At 61.5% G+C, this 15,267-nt stretch carries 13 protein-coding genes; 1 reads left to right on the top strand and 12 read right to left on the bottom strand.

The window, feature by feature from the left end; translation table 11 throughout:
* Positions 1-74 precede the first annotated feature (74 nt).
* From RAS12_RS18000 to RAS12_RS18035, 8 genes are all read right to left on the bottom strand, one after another.
* Positions 75-533, bottom strand: coding sequence for an Lrp/AsnC family transcriptional regulator (locus tag RAS12_RS18000; protein ID WP_025136643.1), 459 nt, complete (start codon positions 531-533; stop codon positions 75-77).
* An 80-nt stretch (positions 534-613) separates the two neighbouring features.
* Positions 614-1,393 (bottom strand): SDR family oxidoreductase, encoded by a 780-nt coding sequence (locus tag RAS12_RS18005; RefSeq protein ID WP_306937706.1) that lies wholly within the window; start codon positions 1,391-1,393, stop codon positions 614-616.
* A 146-nt stretch (positions 1,394-1,539) separates the two neighbouring features.
* Complete coding sequence (locus tag RAS12_RS18010) at positions 1,540-3,234, bottom strand: thiamine pyrophosphate-binding protein (RefSeq protein WP_306937707.1); 1,695 nt, start codon at positions 3,232-3,234, stop codon at positions 1,540-1,542.
* A 59-nt stretch (positions 3,235-3,293) separates the two neighbouring features.
* A complete protein-coding gene (locus tag RAS12_RS18015; RefSeq protein ID WP_371321207.1) occupies positions 3,294-4,280 on the bottom strand; it encodes a tripartite tricarboxylate transporter substrate binding protein in 987 nt (328 codons plus the stop codon).
* The gene (locus RAS12_RS18020; RefSeq protein ID WP_306937708.1) at positions 4,277-5,032 is read right to left on the bottom strand and encodes a GntR family transcriptional regulator; all 756 of its coding nucleotides are present in this window, start codon (positions 5,030-5,032) and stop codon (positions 4,277-4,279) included. Before RAS12_RS18020 ends, RAS12_RS18015 begins: the two co-directional genes overlap by 4 nt.
* 269 nt (positions 5,033-5,301) lie before the next feature.
* A complete protein-coding gene (locus RAS12_RS18025) occupies positions 5,302-6,021 on the bottom strand; it encodes a VOC family protein (protein WP_306937710.1) in 720 nt (239 codons plus the stop codon).
* Between the two features lie 15 nt (positions 6,022-6,036).
* On the bottom strand, positions 6,037-8,772 hold the full coding sequence (secA, locus tag RAS12_RS18030) for a preprotein translocase subunit SecA (RefSeq protein ID WP_306937712.1): 2,736 nt from the start codon (positions 8,770-8,772) through the stop codon (positions 6,037-6,039).
* A 177-nt stretch (positions 8,773-8,949) separates the two neighbouring features.
* A complete protein-coding gene (locus tag RAS12_RS18035; RefSeq protein ID WP_306951502.1) occupies positions 8,950-9,936 on the bottom strand; it encodes a M23 family metallopeptidase in 987 nt (328 codons plus the stop codon).
* 128 nt (positions 9,937-10,064) lie between these two features.
* Between RAS12_RS18035 and RAS12_RS18040 the strand changes: the two genes are divergently transcribed.
* Entirely contained in the window at positions 10,065-10,472 is a 408-nt protein-coding gene (locus RAS12_RS18040; RefSeq protein ID WP_306951504.1) for a DciA family protein, read from the top strand.
* A 197-nt stretch (positions 10,473-10,669) separates the two neighbouring features.
* On the opposite strand, the gene lpxC is transcribed toward RAS12_RS18040, so the two are convergent.
* From lpxC to RAS12_RS18060, 4 genes are all read right to left on the bottom strand, one after another.
* Positions 10,670-11,593 carry a UDP-3-O-acyl-N-acetylglucosamine deacetylase gene (gene lpxC / locus RAS12_RS18045; RefSeq protein ID WP_306937714.1) on the bottom strand — a complete coding sequence of 308 codons (924 nt, stop codon included), beginning with the start codon at positions 11,591-11,593 and terminating at the stop codon, positions 10,670-10,672.
* 238 nt (positions 11,594-11,831) lie between these two features.
* Entirely contained in the window at positions 11,832-13,016 is a 1,185-nt protein-coding gene (gene ftsZ, locus RAS12_RS18050; protein WP_306937716.1) for a cell division protein FtsZ, read from the bottom strand.
* A gap of 186 nt (positions 13,017-13,202) precedes the next feature.
* Positions 13,203-14,429: a cell division protein FtsA gene (gene ftsA, locus RAS12_RS18055; protein ID WP_006217473.1), complete on the bottom strand. Its 1,227-nt coding sequence runs from the start codon at positions 14,427-14,429 to the stop codon at positions 13,203-13,205.
* A gap of 4 nt (positions 14,430-14,433) precedes the next feature.
* Positions 14,434-15,258, bottom strand: a complete 825-nt coding sequence (locus RAS12_RS18060) for a cell division protein FtsQ/DivIB (RefSeq protein ID WP_306937771.1) — start codon at positions 15,256-15,258, stop codon at positions 14,434-14,436.
* Positions 15,259-15,267 lie beyond the last annotated feature (9 nt).

Consider the following 15,267-nt stretch of genomic DNA (forward strand, 5'->3'; position numbering starts at 1 on the left):
GCTCTTGCAACGCATAGAAAGAAATTTGCATCCGCAGCGGCCCCAGTACCAGGAAAAAATTTGCGCGCTGGTGGCTACACAGCGTCCAGCGGCAGTTCCGTCGTGCTTTTAATGACTTCCATCGAGAAGCTGGCGCTGACGTCCAGCAGATCCACCGCAGCGATCAGGCGACGGTAGAAGCGGTCATAGGCTGCCATGTCTTCGACCACGACCTTCAACAGGTAGTCGATATCGCCCGCCATGCGGTGAAACTCCACCACATTGGGCAGCGCCATCACCGCATTGATCAGGCTCTGCGTCCACTTTTCGTTGTGCTGGCTGGTCTTGATAGACACAAAGACGGTCAGATTCAGCCCCAGCGCACGCGGGTCCAGCAGGATGGCATTGCGCGCGATGACGCCGTCGTCTTTCAACTTCTGGATGCGGCGCCAGCACGGCGTGACAGACAGGTTGACCTGTTCCGCGATTTCGGCGACCGAACAGGTGGCATCCTTTTGCAGCAACGCCAGTATCTTGATGTCCGTCTGGTCCATGGATTTCCTCAAGTCGGTCGGCCTCAGTCTTGTCCGTTCGTTCCGCCCGCGCCCAGCCAAGGCCGGTGCAGGCATCCCGCTTAATACGTGCCGGGGTATCCACCGCCGTCGATCAGAATATTCTGCGCGGTCATATAGCCAGAATGTGCCGAGCAGATATAGGCGCACAAGGCCCCCATCTCTTCGGGCTGGCCATACCGTCCCGCCGGATTGGCTCGGCCGCGCTCGTCCCACAGTTGCTCAAAGCTCTTGCCGCTGGTTTCCAGCATGCCTTGAATGTGACGCACCTGCGCATCGGTCGCGAACGCCCCCGGCAGCAGATTGTTGATGGTGACGTTGTGACGCACGGTCTGGCGCGCCAGACCGCCCACAAACCCGATCAGCCCGGAACGCGCGCCGTTGGACAGCCCCAGCTCCGCGTGCGGCGCTTTCACGCTGCGCGACACAATATTCACGATGCGGCCAAAGCGCCGCTCGATCATGCCGTCCACCACCCGGCGGATCATATCGATCGGACCCAGCATCATGGAGTCCAGCGACGCAATCCAGTCCTCGCGCGACCAATCCCTGAAGTCGCCCGGCATGGGGCCATCGGCATTATTGATCAGGATATCGGGATGCGGGCAGGCGGCAATTGCCGCGTCACGGCCAGCCTCCTGCGTCAAATCTGCGGATACCCAACCCACCCCGACGCCGGTTTCACGGGAGATCTCGGCCGCGGCCTGCTCCAGTGTCTGCGGATTGCGGGCGGCGATAGTCACGGCCACCCCTTCACGCGCCAATTGCAGGGCGCACGCCCGGCCCATGCCGCGGCTGCCGCCAAACACCAATGCCTTCTTGCCGCTGATCCCCAAATCCATGTCTGAATCTCCCGTTGGGTGCTGCGCACGGCAGCGTCTTCTAGCCGCCTGCCATGCCAAAGCGAGTCAGTATAGGAGCGCAGACAGCCGAAGGGCATGGATTTTTTCTAATCCATGCCCCCTTTCATTCCCAGCGCTTCAGCAGATCAGCCCATCCACTGGCTGACCGGCGCCGCAGCGTCCTGCAAGGGTTGGGACACCACATCGATCAACGCCGGGCCGTCGTGTTCCATGGCGGCCTTGATGGCGGCATCCAGCTTGGACGGGTCTTCCACTCGCCACGCCTTCACGCCATACGCTTCAGCAATGCGGGCATGGTCGGTGCGGTTGAAGTCCACGCTGTAATAGCGCTGGTCGTAACCGGCCTTCTGGCTGGCCTTGATCCAGCCGTAGACCGAATTGGAAAACACAATCAACAGGAGCGGCGCTTTGTGCCGCACGATGGTTTCCAGCTCGCCCACGGTAAAGCCAAAGCTGCCGTCGCCCATCACCGACACGCACTTGGACTGCGGGCGGCCGACCCAGGCGCCCAACGCGGCCGACATCGAAAAGCCCAGCGCGCCATGAGCACGGTTGGTAATGAAGTGGCGGCCCGGACGCGACACGTCGTAGTAAGCCGAGAAGTACGGGCACGGCGTGCCCGGATCGGCGCACACGATCGCATCATCGGGCAACAGGCGGTTCAGGGACTGCACGACACGCTCGGGGCGAATCGGGGAGTCCAGACTGTTGGCCAGCGGCTCCAGCTGTGCCAGGCGCGCGGCCTTGGCGCGGCTGGCCAGGATTGCCCCGTCCACCGCATCGCTGTTCCGGTGAGCCAAACGCGCCTGCACTTCGGCGCCCAGCGCCTCAAGCGCAAGCTTGGCATCGCCCGCCATGCCCACTTCGGTCAGGTAGTTGGCGCCGATCACCATGGGGTCGATGTCAATGTGCAGGATCGGCACATCGCGGTTCGGGAAACGCCAGTGTTCGGTCGACGTAGAACCCGCGCGGCAACCCACGAACAGCACCACGTCGGCCGCAGCGACCACATCCCGCGTTGCCATCACGCCGCCGTTGGAACCCACGACACCCGCGTTCAACGGATGCGTGTCGGCAAGACTGCCCTGCCCGCTGACCGTCACGCACACCGCCGCCTTCAGCGATTCGGCCAATTCTTGCAAGGCGCCGCTGGCGCCCGCGATAACTACGCCGCCGCCGCAAATAATCACGGGCGAACGCGCGCCAATCAAACGTTGCGCGGCACGTGCCACGTCAGCGGGATCAGGCGCAAAACGCATCGCCGGAAAACGGCCATGTTCCGGCTGCGCCCAGATGTCGGACGCATCCACTTGCTGCTTCATCACGTCATACGGAAAGCACAGATGCGCCGAACCGGGCTTGCCGGTTGTCATGGCGCGGAATGCTGCCCGCACCATGCCGGGAATCTGATCCGCGCGGTCAATCGTGCGGTTCCATTTCGTCAACGGGCGGTACAGCGCTTCTTGGTCGAGTTCAGTCAGCGGGTACTTTCCGCGTGAACCGACCGCCACATCCGACGTGATGCCCAGTACGGGAATCGAGGACTCATTGGCCTCAACCAGGCCAGGCAGCAGATACGTTGCGCCACCGCCGCTGGGGCCTTCGCACACGCCCACCTTGCCCGTCACGCGAGCATAGGCATCCGCCATATATCCCGCGCTGCGTTCATCGCGGGTCAGCACGTGCTGCATGCCGTGATCCAAGCGGTACAGCGCGTCGTAAAACGGCAAGCTGGTATCGCCGCACAAACCAAAAATATGTTTGACGCCGTTGTGTTGCAGCATCCGCACCATCGCTTCGGCGCCGTTCAGGTTTTCCATGTCATCTCCACGCGTTTCGTGTGCAGAGCCGGGCGGCGCGCCGCCCGGCTATCCGCCACTCAGTTATCCAGATTGATATTGCTGCTCTTGATGAAGGCGCTCCAGCGGTCGTACTCCGACTTCACGTACGCATCCAGCGCAGGGCCGTCAGACGCCACGATTTCGAAGCCCGCTTCCGTCACCTTCTTCTTGATTTCCGGGTCGGCCAGCACCGCCTTGAAGTCTGCCGTCAACTTCTTGACGGTCGCCTCCGGCGTGCCCTTCGGGGCGAACATGCCGCTCCACGAATACGCCACAAAACCCGGGAATCCAGACTCGGCCACGGTGGGCACATTGGGCAATTCCGGCAGGCGCTTCTCGCCAGCCACCGCCAGTGGCTTGATCTTGCCCCCCTGAATCTGACCGCGCAGCGCGGCGAAACTCAGCCACGTCATGTTGGCCTGTCCGCCCACCACCGCCTGAATGGCCGGTCCGCCGCCGCCATAGGGAACGTGCAGCAGTTCCACCTTCGACAAGCGCTTGAGTTCTTCAGGCGCCAAATGGTTCAGCGATCCGACACCGGTGGACGCGTAGTTGAATTTGTTCGGCGGCTGCTTGGCGGCAGCGGCCAGGAACTCTTTCAGGTTGTCCCCAGGCACGCTCGGGTTTGCGCCGATCACCAAAGGAAAGCGCACCGTCTGCGAAATCGCGACAAAGTCCTTGAACGTGTCGTAGGGCAACTTGGGCTTCACGGCGGGATTGATGCCGTGGTTATCAAAGCTGACCAGCAAGGTGTTGCCATCCGGTTCCGCACGCGCCACGAAAGCCGTTGCGATCTGGCTGGCGGCGCCGGGGCGGTTTTCCACCACCACTGCGCGCCCGCCCAGTTGCTGCGACAGACGCGGCTGCAAAATGCGCGCCAGAATGTCGGTGCTGCCGCCCGGCGGATAGGGCACGACCAGGATCAACGGCCGTTCCTCGGCGATGGCGGGCGCGGCGATAACTGCGCCCCCTGCTGCGGCCAGCGTGCATAACCCCGCCAGTACCCGCTTCATTGTGTGATTCATTTATTTTCCCCTGCTGTTGTGGTGTTGGCCGGCGCTGCCGTGGCGGGTTCGGCCTGGTCCCGCATGTAAATCGTTGAAAAACCGGTGCGTATCACGTCGGTAATCTGATCCAGGCGCCGGCCGATATGCGCGGCCATCAGGCCGGGCAACGCGTCAATATCGCGCCGCTCCAGCGCCTGCACGATGCGCAGGTGTTCGCCCTGGGTATGACTGCGCCTGCCCTGCTGCATGTCGATCCAGCGCACGAAATGAATGCGGGCATTGACGCTTTCCAATGCGCGCACGAATTCCTCGTTGCGTGAATAACGGGCAAGTGTCAGATGAAAGGCTTCGTCCAATTCCAGCAAGCGCGTGGCATCGCTGTCTTCGGGCACATCGCGGGACCGCTCGACGAAATCGCGCAGACTGGCTAATTCTTCGTCGGTGGCGCGCTCGCACGCGGCGCGCACAATGCCAGCCTCCAACACGGCGCGGTATTCGTACAGGCTGTGGATCTGCTTGGCGTCCAACAGACGGGTAATGAATCCGCGATTCACGGATCGGGTAAGAAACCCTTCCACCATCAGTTGGTTCAGCACTTCGCGCAATGGCGTGCGGCTGACGTTCAAGCGGCGGGCAAGTTCGACCTCGTTGATGCGCTCGCCCGGCTTGAACTCAAAGCGCACCGCCATGGCCTTGACCGCGCCATAGAGCTCGGCTTGCCCGGCAGACGTGCGAGCAGCGGGACGGATAGCAGAAGGTGATTGCGTCATACCGGATCGAAAACGGGAGAATTCGCTGTGGAATGAAGTGCATACTAAAGTGCATACACTTTGTCAGGCAAGCAGGGTTTGCCCGGAATTGATGCGAGGATCGCCCAGCACCCGTCCGTGAAATTCCAACGCCAAACGCACGAAACCCATCAAGTAACGGTGAAAGGTGTGACTGATCGAGCCACAGCATCACCACCGCTTGATGGGTTTCGCGCGTTTTAATGGGTGTTCAGGCGTCCATGCACAAGGACTCGCGCACCGAGTCCAGCCTACAGACCAGTATCCAGCGTGTAGTGGGCGCCGTCGCGGTTTTCCAGCGTGAGCGTGGACAGCACAGGCGTATCGGCCTCGGCATCCTGCTGCACATGAATGCGCAGATTCGCCAGGGGCACATCCCAGCCGCCGTTGGCAGCCTCGGCGGTCACGCCGGCCACGAGCGCCAGGCGTTCGGCAACACCACGGGCATCCGCTGCACGAGCGTCGATGCGCAACAGATTGCGCGCGCCATTAGGGTGAGCCATCAATTCTGGCGACCAGACGCACTCGGGCGTCAGGTGCCGGCAAAAATACATGCGGATGCCGGGCAAAGGCTGCTCGGCAAAACGCACGGTATGAAAACGGGCTTGGACTTCCTGCCCATCCAACATGGCGGGGCGGGTCAGTTCCTGCACCGGATTCACGGCGAAACCCGCCGCGAGCAGACGTTGATACGTTGCGTCCGCGTCATAGGTCCGGAAGACCAGCGCTTCCAGCCCAAATGGAGAATCAGCAATTTCCTTACGGGCGGGCGGCGCGCCGGGCGGCCAGCCCAGCAGCTCGACATACGTGCCTTCCAGCACGATAAGACGGTTGCACGAACCCAGGTTGTGCACCGCTTTGTCGCTCAAGTGAAAACCTTGGCGCTCGAAATGGGGCGCCAGCGCATCCAGCCGGTCGCGCACCATCACGACAGCGTGGTCGAATTCGGTGCGGCCGACAGCATGCAGCATGGCGTTATTTCCTGATCAGACGAGCTTGCCGTGGCACTGCTTGAACTTCTTGCCGCTGCCGCATGGGCACGGGTCATTACGGCCGACCTTGGGCAGCACATTGCGCACGGGCTGCGCGCCATCTTCCGATTCCGTCTGGGCCAAGGCTTCGTCGTAGTCGGAGTGGTGATACTGCACGTTCTGCACGTGCGGTTGCGCAGCCTCGGCTTCGGCCTGCTCGACCTGTTCCGGCGACTGCACACGCACCGTCATCAGCACACGCACCACGTCGTCGCGAATGCGATCCAGCATGCCCGAGAACAATTCGAAAGCTTCGCGTTTGTACTCTTGCTTGGGATTCTTCTGCGCATAACCGCGCAGATGGATGCCCTGACGCAAGTAATCCAACGCCGACAGATGCTCGCGCCAGTGCGTATCGATGGCTTGCAACATGATCGAACGTTCGAATTGCGACCACGATTCCGTGCCCACCTGATCGACCTTCGCCTGGTAGGCGTCGCGAGCGGCAGCCACCACGCGTTCGCGCAGTTCTTCGTCCGTCAGGTTGGGTTCTTTTTCCAGCATCTCGGTCAACGGCAGATGCAGGTGCCAGTCACCTTCCAGCGCATTTTGCAGACCAGGAATGTCCCACTGCTCTTCGACCGATTCCGGCGGCACATAGGTGTTGAACAAGTCCGTCACGGCAGCGTCGCGCAGGTTTTGCACGGTTTCGCCCACGCTTGCGGCTTCCAACACGTCATTGCGCTGCGAGTACAGCACCTTGCGCTGGTCGTTGGCCACATCATCGTATTCCAGCAATTGCTTGCGGATATCGAAGTTACGGCCTTCCACCTTGCGCTGCGCGGTCTCGATCGAACGCGACACCATGCCCGCCTCGATCGGCTCGCCTTCCGGCAGCTTCAGGCGTTCCATGATGGCGCGCACGCGGTCGCCCGCGAAAATGCGCATCAGCGAATCTTCCAGCGACAGGTAGAAACGGGACGAACCCGGATCGCCCTGGCGGCCGGCACGGCCACGCAGCTGGTTGTCGATACGACGCGACTCGTGGCGCTCGGTGCCGATGATGCGCAGGCCGCCTGCGGCCTTTACCTGCTCGTTCAGCGGCTTCCAGTCGGCGCGCACCTTGTCGATACGCGCGGTCTTTTCGGCTTCGGATAGCGATTCGTCGGCGCGGATCAGATCGACTTGCTTGTCAACGCTGCCGCCCAGCACGATGTCGGTACCACGGCCGGCCATGTTGGTGGCGATGGTGATGTGACCCGGCTTGCCCGCTTCAGCAACGATCTCGGCTTCGCGAGCGTGTTGCTTGGCGTTCAGCACTTCGTGCGGCAGCTTGGCCTTTTTCAGCAGGCCCGACAGCAGCTCCGAATTCTCGATGCTGGTCGTACCCACCAGCACGGGCTGGCCGCGTTCGTGGCAGTCGCGAATGTCTTCCAGAATCGCGTTGTACTTTTCCGCATCGGTCTTGAAGACCTGATCGTTCTGATCCTTGCGGATCATGGGCTTGTTGGTCGGAATGATGACCGTTTCAAGCCCGTAGATTTCCTGGAATTCGTACGCTTCCGTATCCGCCGTACCGGTCATGCCGGACAGCTTTTCATACATGCGGAAGTAGTTCTGGAACGTGATCGATGCCAGCGTCTGGTTCTCGTGCTGGATCTTCACGCCTTCCTTGGCTTCGACAGCCTGGTGCAGGCCATCGGACCAACGGCGGCCCACCATCAGGCGGCCCGTGAATTCGTCAACAATCACGACCTCGCCGTCTTGCACGACGTACTGCTGGTCGCGGAAGAACAGGTTGTTAGCGCGCAGAGCCACCATCAAATGGTGCATCAGCGCGATATGGCGGGGGTCGTACAGCGATTCGCCGTCCGGCAAGATGCCCAGGCGCGCCAGAATGCCTTCGGCGTTCTCGTGCCCGGCTTCGGACAGATACACCTGCTGGCTCTTCTCGTCGACCCAATAGTCGCCTTCGGGTTCCGGCTCCTGCGGCTTGGGTTCGCTCGCCATGCGCTTGAGCAACGGCGGCACCGCATTCATGCGGATGTAGAGTTCGGTGTGATCTTCGGCCTGGCCGGAAATGATCAGCGGCGTGCGGGCTTCGTCGATCAGGATCGAGTCCACTTCGTCGACGATGGCATAGAACAGCACGCGTTGGCGGCGGTCCTCAACACGGAATTCCATGTTGTCGCGCAGGTAGTCGAAACCGAATTCGTTGTTGGTGCCGTAAGTGATATCAGCGGCATAAGCCGCCTTTTTCTCTTCGTTAGGCTGCTGCGGCACGACCACGCCCGTGCTCATGCCCAGGAAGTGATAAAGACGACCCATCCATTCCGCGTCGCGGCGGGCCAGATAGTCGTTCACTGTGACGACGTGTACACCCTTGCCAGCGATGGCATTGAGGTAGACGGGCAGTGTCGCCATCAGCGTTTTGCCTTCCCCCGTGCGCATTTCAGCGATCTTGCCGCTGTGCAGGGCGATACCGCCCAGCATCTGAGCGTCGAAGTGGCGCATGCCAAACACCCGCTTGCCCGCTTCGCGCACGACGGCGAAAGCCTCGGGAAGCAAGTCGTCCAGGGAGGTGCCCTGAGCGTGACGGGATCTGAATTCGTCGGTTTTGGCCGCCAGCTCCGCATCAGAAAGCGCGGAAATCTTGGGCTCTTGCCCATTGATCTGGGTTACCAGCTTGCGATACTGCTTAAGCAGCCGGTCATTGCGGCTACCTATGAGTTTTTTGAGCAGAGAAACCATGCGTATGTCGGCCGCACGTACCACGCCGCGCCTGCATAAGGCCTGGGCAGCGTCGCCCGTGACTTTTGATGTTATTGGTTGAGCGGGGGTCCGCTGGGAAACGAACCAGTTTAACGCACCTGGAGCGTAATAGCCTGGACCTATAGCCAGGGTAGCACTGTTGGCCAGTTTGACCGGTCAGCGCGGCGCAGGTTCACTGACTGCGGCTTGCGCCATTGCGGGCGGCGCATGTTGCTGGGCGCCCAGAAACAAGCGGGGGTCCAGCGGCTGTCCGGCAAGGCGGACTTCAAAGTGCAGATGCGGGCCGGTAGAACGGCCAGAACTGCCCACGCGGGCCACTTGCTGGCCGCGCTCTACCAACTGCCCCTGCTTGACCATCAAGGACGAAGCATGGGCGTAGCGGGTGATCAGGCCGTCGCCATGATCGATTTCCACCATATTGCCGTAGCCCGGTTGAAACTTGGATTCCAGCACCACTCCGCCGGACGCCGCCAGAATTGGCGTGCCCGGAGGCGCGGCAAAATCCAGCCCTTCGTGCATGGCGGTGCGCCCGGTGACCGGATTGCGGCGCCAGCCATATGAAGAACTCAAATAGGGGTAGTCCGTAATCGGCATGGCCGTCGGCATGCGAGCCTGATCCGCCGACCGCTTGGTCAGCGCGGCATCGAGCAGCTTCAGGTTGTCGGTCTGCTGCGAAAGCCTGGCCTGGATTTCGTCCAGTTGTCGGCCCAGAGCTTCGGCCGACGCCGCGCTGGGAGGCGGATGATCCGTGAACAAATCGTCCATGACCTGAGTGGCTTCTGGTTGCGTCATGGCTTCAGGCTGCGCCATCGCCAGTTGCTTGGCTAGTTCCGGGTCGGTGTATGCCACGCCAGCGACCTTGGCCACGCGCTGGCCCAAGCCGTCGATACTGACCAGCTTCGCCTGCAACGTGCCCACCTTGGCCGCCAGCAAGTTCATGTTTCCACGCAGGAAATCGGCGTCCCGTCCCGGCTGATCGGCCAAGGGCCAGCCCACAGTGTGAACCGCCGGCAAGATCGGAGTAATGTATCGTTGTAGCGCGGCGCCAAAGATGGCCGCCGTCATCAGGGCGCCCCCCAGAAACAACGCCAACCTCGCGCCGCCCAGGGTGAGATGCCCGTCCCGCCCATCGCGGGCGTGCATAATCACGATTTTCAAGATTCTTTCCTAATACTTTTAGAGCCGGGATGAATAGACCCACTTCATACCGTCAACGTTCCAGTTCCAGCCGGCGGAAAGAAAATACCGCCCTGGGATGGCTGGGTCATGACATGCAGGGCGCCGGTGTGTTGGCGACTGCCCGCAAGCACTTGCAAATTCAGTACGCGGTGGCGGCGGTTCTGCCCGCCCCGCTAGGTGCTGTCTGCCAGGTAGGCAAACTGGAAAACCAGTGCCTGCATCTGGTGGTGCCTAGTGCCGCGCATGCGGCCAAGATGCGTCAATTGGCGCCGCGCATCGCGCGCTCTCTGGCAGACCAGGGCTGGAACCTTAACGAAATTGCCATCAAGGTACAAGCGGGTTTGCCCAAGCCCGGCGCCCGCCAGCCGCGTCCTCCCAAAGAGGCGCAGCCACTAGGCGATACCGCCCTGGGCGCGTTTGAGTCGCTACACGATAGTCTGCGCCCCGGCCCATTGGCCGACGCGGTTGCCAAGCTCTTGAGGCACCACAAGAGTAGCTGAAGCGATCCGGCTTTGTCCGGCGCCAAGGGCGCCCGGAAACGAAGCGAAACCAAGTCATGGGGCGGATGGCCCGATGGTTTGCGACCGGATTGCGGCTATTGCGCTATCGGATGGCGGCCAGCGTCATCCAAAAGCAGGAATCCGATACGAATTCGGGGACAGCCCCCGATAATCAGATCCCAATGGGCAGAAAGGCGTTATGCCAACTGCCACTCATGACGAAACGCTTGCGGAGCTTCCGCCTGCGATTCATAGGTGATCAGTTCCCAGGCGTCTTGCTGTGCAAGCAACGCGCGGGCCAGCTGGTTGTTCAAACCATGCCCGGACTTGCACGCCACATAGCGCGCCACCAGGGGTTTGCCCAACAGATACAGGTCGCCAATGGCGTCCAGAATCTTGTGTTTTACGAACTCGTCGTCATAGCGCAGCCCGTCGCTGTTCAGCACGCGGTACTCGTCCATGACGATGGCATTGTCCAGGCTGCCGCCGCGGGCCAGGCCCATCGAGCGCAGCGCTTCAACTTCGTTCACGAAACCAAAGGTGCGCGCCCGAGCAATTTCGCTGACATACGAGTGCTTCGCAAAATCGATCTCGGCGAAGTTAGCGGTGGAGTCAATGGCGGGATGGCGGAAGTCAATCGAGAACGCCAGCGCATAACCCTCATGGGGTTCAAGCCGGGCCCATTTCTCGTTGCGGCCTTCACCTTCGCGCACTTCCACAGGCTTCAAAACGCGAATGAACTGCTTGGGTGCGTTCTGCTCAACGATGCCCGCCGAGCGCAACAAATAAACAAACGTCGCCGCACTGCCGTCCATGATCGGGACTTCTTCGGCAGTAAGGTCTACATGCAGGTTGTCGATACCCAGGCCGGCCAATGCCGACATCAGGTGTTCCACTGTCGATACGCGGACATTTCCTTGCTGCAACACCGACGCCATGCGCGTGTCGCCCACGCCAGTAGCTTGAGCCGGCAAATCCACGACCTGCGGCAAATCAACGCGATGAAAAACAATACCCGTGTTGGGTTGTGCCGGGCGCAAGGTAAGTTCTACCCGCCGTCCGGAGTGGACGCCGACGCCTGTCGTGCGGACTAGATTCTGAATGCTGCGCTGTCGGAACATGAGACTTGGGTGTTAGAGCCAGGAAGCCGGCAAGAAGCGAACAAATTGCCGGCGTAACTGACGTATTGTAACTCTGTCCGATGCCGGGCGCCATCTGGCGTCTGGATCGACCGATACCACCGTCCCTTTTTAATACCGTGCAAGGGAAACACGGACCGCTCCGCCTCCGGCTTGTCCGCGGGGACAAACAAGCCGGAGATGAGGGAGTGCATTTAGAGCCTGTAATCGGCTCTTTCGTTCAATCCGCTTGCTTACGCAGGAATGCCGGGATGTCGAAATGATCCATACCCGAGCTTTCCAGAGCGCGCACCTGGGCCGACGCCTGGCTGCGCGGATTGCGCATGACAGACGGCATGTCCAGATTGCGGTAATCGCCGCCATGACCAGCAGGCATCGTGCCCATCGGGATGTTGTCGGTACCGGTGCGCAGCACTTCAGCGGTGGTTTGAACCAGTTGCGGACGCGCTTGCGCACGGCCCAGGCCGGTTGCAACCACGGTCACGCGCAGGTTTTCACCCATGGTTTCGTCGTAAGCCGTACCGAAGATCACGGTCGCGTCGTCCGAAGCATAGCTGCGGATCGTTTCCATGATTTCGCGCGTTTCGCGCATCTTCAGCGTGCGGCTGGCGGTGATGTTGACCAGAACGCCGCGAGCGCCGTTCAAGTCCACACCTTCCAGCAGCGGGCAAGCGATGGCGTGCTCGGCGGCCACACGTGCGCGGTCCGCGCCCGATGCCGACGCCGTGCCCATCATGGCCTGGCCTTGCTCGCCCATGATCGTCTTGACGTCTTCGAAGTCGACGTTGACGTTGCCTTCGACGTTGATGATTTCGGCGATACCCGCGCACGCGTTGTGCAGGATGTCGTCGGCGGAACGGAAGCAGTCTTCCTGCGTCGCGTCTTCGTCCATCAGCTCATACAGGTTCTCATTGAGCACCACGATGAGCGAATGCACGTGCTTGGCCAATTCCGAGATACCGTCCTCGGCCATCTTCAGGCGCTTATTGCCTTCAAAGGTAAAGGGCTTGGTGACCACGCCTACAGTCAGAATGCCCAGCTCCTTGGCCACTTCGGCAACGACCGGACCAGCGCCGGTGCCGGTGCCACCGCCCATGCCGGCGGTGATGAAGACCATATGAGCGCCGTTCAGCGCAGCACGGATCTCCTCGCGCGCGGTTTCAGCCGACGCACGTCCCTGCTCGGGCTTGGCGCCCGCGCCCAGACCAGTACGGCCCAGACGAATCTGCACCGGGGCATTGGTTGCCGCCAGCGCTTGCGCATCCGTGTTGGCGCAGATGAAATCCACGCCATGCACGCCGTTGCGAATCATGTGCGCCACAGCATTGCCGCCCGCACCGCCCACACCAACGACCTTGATTACGGTCCCTTTGGTGTTGTTCTCAAGCATCTCAAAGTTCATCATGATGACTCCCTCACAAGTCCGATTTTGCAAATCACAAAAATTCCCAACTGCCCTTCTTTTGTGAATCGCCTCAAAGCCGATGCCGACTACGTAGGTCCGCCACGGGTTTGAGACGCCTCCTCTTTTTGATACGCCCCGCAGAGCAGCCGCGGATCGCATCAAGGAACAGGCCCCAACCTGCACCCTTTAATTCATAAACCATTCCTTCATGCGCGCCAGCAGGCTCTTGAAGTTGCCCGTCTGGGCAGCCACCTTGCGGCCGCGCACGCGTTGCATACGAGCTTCCTGCAACAGACCCATCACCGTCGAAAAGCGCGGATTGCGCATCACGTCGGCCAGGCTGCCTTCATATTCAGGCACGGCAACGCGCACCGGCTTGAGGAACACGTCCTCGGCCAGTTCAATCATGCCGGGCAACTGCGCAGAACCCCCGGTCAGGACTACGCCTGAGGCCAACAGATCCTCGTAACCCGAGTCGCGCACAACTTGCTGCACCAGCGTAAACAGCTCTTCCACGCGCGGTTCGATGACGGCGCCCAGCGCCTGGCGCTTCACCTGACGCGGGCCGCGGTCGCCCAGGCCCGGCACTTCCACGGACTCGTCCGGGCTGGCCAACACCTGCTTGGCCACGCCGTAGCGCAGCTTGATTTCTTCCGCGTCCGGCGTCGGCGTGCGCAGCATGGCCGCGATATCGTTGGTGATCTGGTCGCCAGCGATCGGCAGCACGGCGGTGTGGCGGATCGCGCCACCGGTGAAGATCGCCACATCCGTGGTGCCCCCGCCGATGTCAACCAGCACAACGCCCAGTTCTTTCTCGTCGGCGGTCAGCACGGCAAGGCTGGAGGCCAGCGGTTGCAGGATAAGATCCTGCACCTCCAGGCCGCAGCGGCGCACACACTTGACGATGTTCTGCGCAGCACTGACCGCGCCCGTCACAATGTGAACGCGCACTTCCAGGCGCAGGCCGCTCATGCCGATCGGCTCACGGATGTCTTCCTGGCCGTCAACGATGAATTCCTGGGTCAGCACGTGCAGCACTTGCTGATCCGTCGGAATATTGACGGCCTTGGCGGTCTCGATGACGCGGGCAACGTCGGTGGCGGTGACTTCTTTGTCCTTCACAGCGACCATGCCGCTGGAATTGAAGCTGCGGATATGGCTGCCGGCAATGCCGGTATAGACGTCGCGAATCTTGCAATCTGCCATCAGCTCGGCTTCTTCAAGCGCGCGCTGAATGGAATTCACAGTGGTCTCTATATTGACGACCACGCCCTTGCGCATGCCGCGCGATTCGTGCTGGCCAAGGCCAAGCACTTCGAATCGCCCTTCGGGCAAAATTTCAGCCACCACAGCCACCACCTTGCTGGTGCCGATATCGAGGGCGACGATAAGGTCCTTGATGTCACGGGTCATGGCGTTAGCGTTTCTTGGGAGGTTTCGGTGTGGATTTGGATTTGGCTTCTGACGCGGGCAACGGGGCCAGCGCCAGGGCGAAACCATTGGGATAGCGCAGGTCGGCCTGCGTGATGGTGCGCCCTTCCAGGCGCCCCGCCACGGCGGGCCACGCCTGCACAAAGCGTTGAATACGAGCCCCGAACGGCAAAGCGCCGGGCAAGCCGTGCGGGTCCGGCGCATCGGCGCCCGGATCGCGGCCCAGGTCCAGCAACATGCCGTTGGACAGCACCACGCGCCAGGCGTAGCGCGGACTCAGTTCCAACTGTTTGACATGCATGTCCAGCGGCGCGAACCAGCGCGCCAGCTCGGCATAGCGCTGCACGACCAGCGACTCGGTGCCCTCGGGCCCCGAGAACTGCGGCAGCACGGTTTCGTCGTCCACCTCGCCCGTGTTCGCCGTGAACGCTTCGCCCCAGGTATTGATCATCTGGTTCTCGTTCCACAGCGCCAAGGGCTGCTGTTCCTCGATGCGCACGCGCAGCACATTGGGCCAGATCCGGCGCACGGTCGCATGGCGAACCCACGGCACCGATTCGAAAATCTCGCGCGCGTCGTCCAGGTCCACCGTAAAGAAATTGCCCTTGAAGCGGCCCGCGATCGCCGATCGCACCGCCGCCGTGGACACGTAGTGCAGCTCGGTGTCCGGCACCGATTCCAGCTCGATGGCCGACAACGTGAAGAACGGACGTTGCGCTACCCACACCACGCCCGCAATCAGCATGGCGCAGACCGCCAGCACGGCTAGCGTGTTGGCAATCAGGTTGGTAGTGCGAGCGTCGTTCCACACGGAATATCC

Source organism: Achromobacter seleniivolatilans, from assembly GCF_030864005.1.
GTDB classification, from domain to species: domain Bacteria; phylum Pseudomonadota; class Gammaproteobacteria; order Burkholderiales; family Burkholderiaceae_B; genus Achromobacter; species Achromobacter seleniivolatilans.

Bases quoted from the DNA above. Each gene is read 5' to 3' on its own strand.
- RAS12_RS18000 (WP_025136643.1), bottom strand. From the start codon at position 533: ATGGACCAGACGGACATCAAGATACTGGCGTTGCTGCAAAAGGATGCC.
- RAS12_RS18005 (WP_306937706.1), bottom strand. From the start codon at position 1,393: ATGGATTTGGGGATCAGCGGCAAGAAGGCATTGGTGTTTGGCGGCAGC.
- RAS12_RS18010 (WP_306937707.1), bottom strand. From the start codon at position 3,234: ATGGAAAACCTGAACGGCGCCGAAGCGATGGTGCGGATGCTGCAACAC.
- RAS12_RS18015 (WP_371321207.1), bottom strand. From the start codon at position 4,280: ATGAATCACACAATGAAGCGGGTACTGGCGGGGTTATGCACGCTGGCC.
- RAS12_RS18020 (WP_306937708.1), bottom strand. From the start codon at position 5,032: ATGACGCAATCACCTTCTGCTATCCGTCCCGCTGCTCGCACGTCTGCC.
- RAS12_RS18025 (WP_306937710.1), bottom strand. From the start codon at position 6,021: ATGCTGCATGCTGTCGGCCGCACCGAATTCGACCACGCTGTCGTGATG.
- secA (WP_306937712.1), bottom strand. From the start codon at position 8,772: ATGGTTTCTCTGCTCAAAAAACTCATAGGTAGCCGCAATGACCGGCTG.
- RAS12_RS18035 (WP_306951502.1), bottom strand. From the start codon at position 9,936: ATGCACGCCCGCGATGGGCGGGACGGGCATCTCACCCTGGGCGGCGCG.
- RAS12_RS18040 (WP_306951504.1), top strand. From the start codon at position 10,065: ATGCAGGGCGCCGGTGTGTTGGCGACTGCCCGCAAGCACTTGCAAATT.
- lpxC (WP_306937714.1), bottom strand. From the start codon at position 11,593: ATGTTCCGACAGCGCAGCATTCAGAATCTAGTCCGCACGACAGGCGTC.
- ftsZ (WP_306937716.1), bottom strand. From the start codon at position 13,016: ATGATGAACTTTGAGATGCTTGAGAACAACACCAAAGGGACCGTAATC.
- ftsA (WP_006217473.1), bottom strand. From the start codon at position 14,429: ATGACCCGTGACATCAAGGACCTTATCGTCGCCCTCGATATCGGCACC.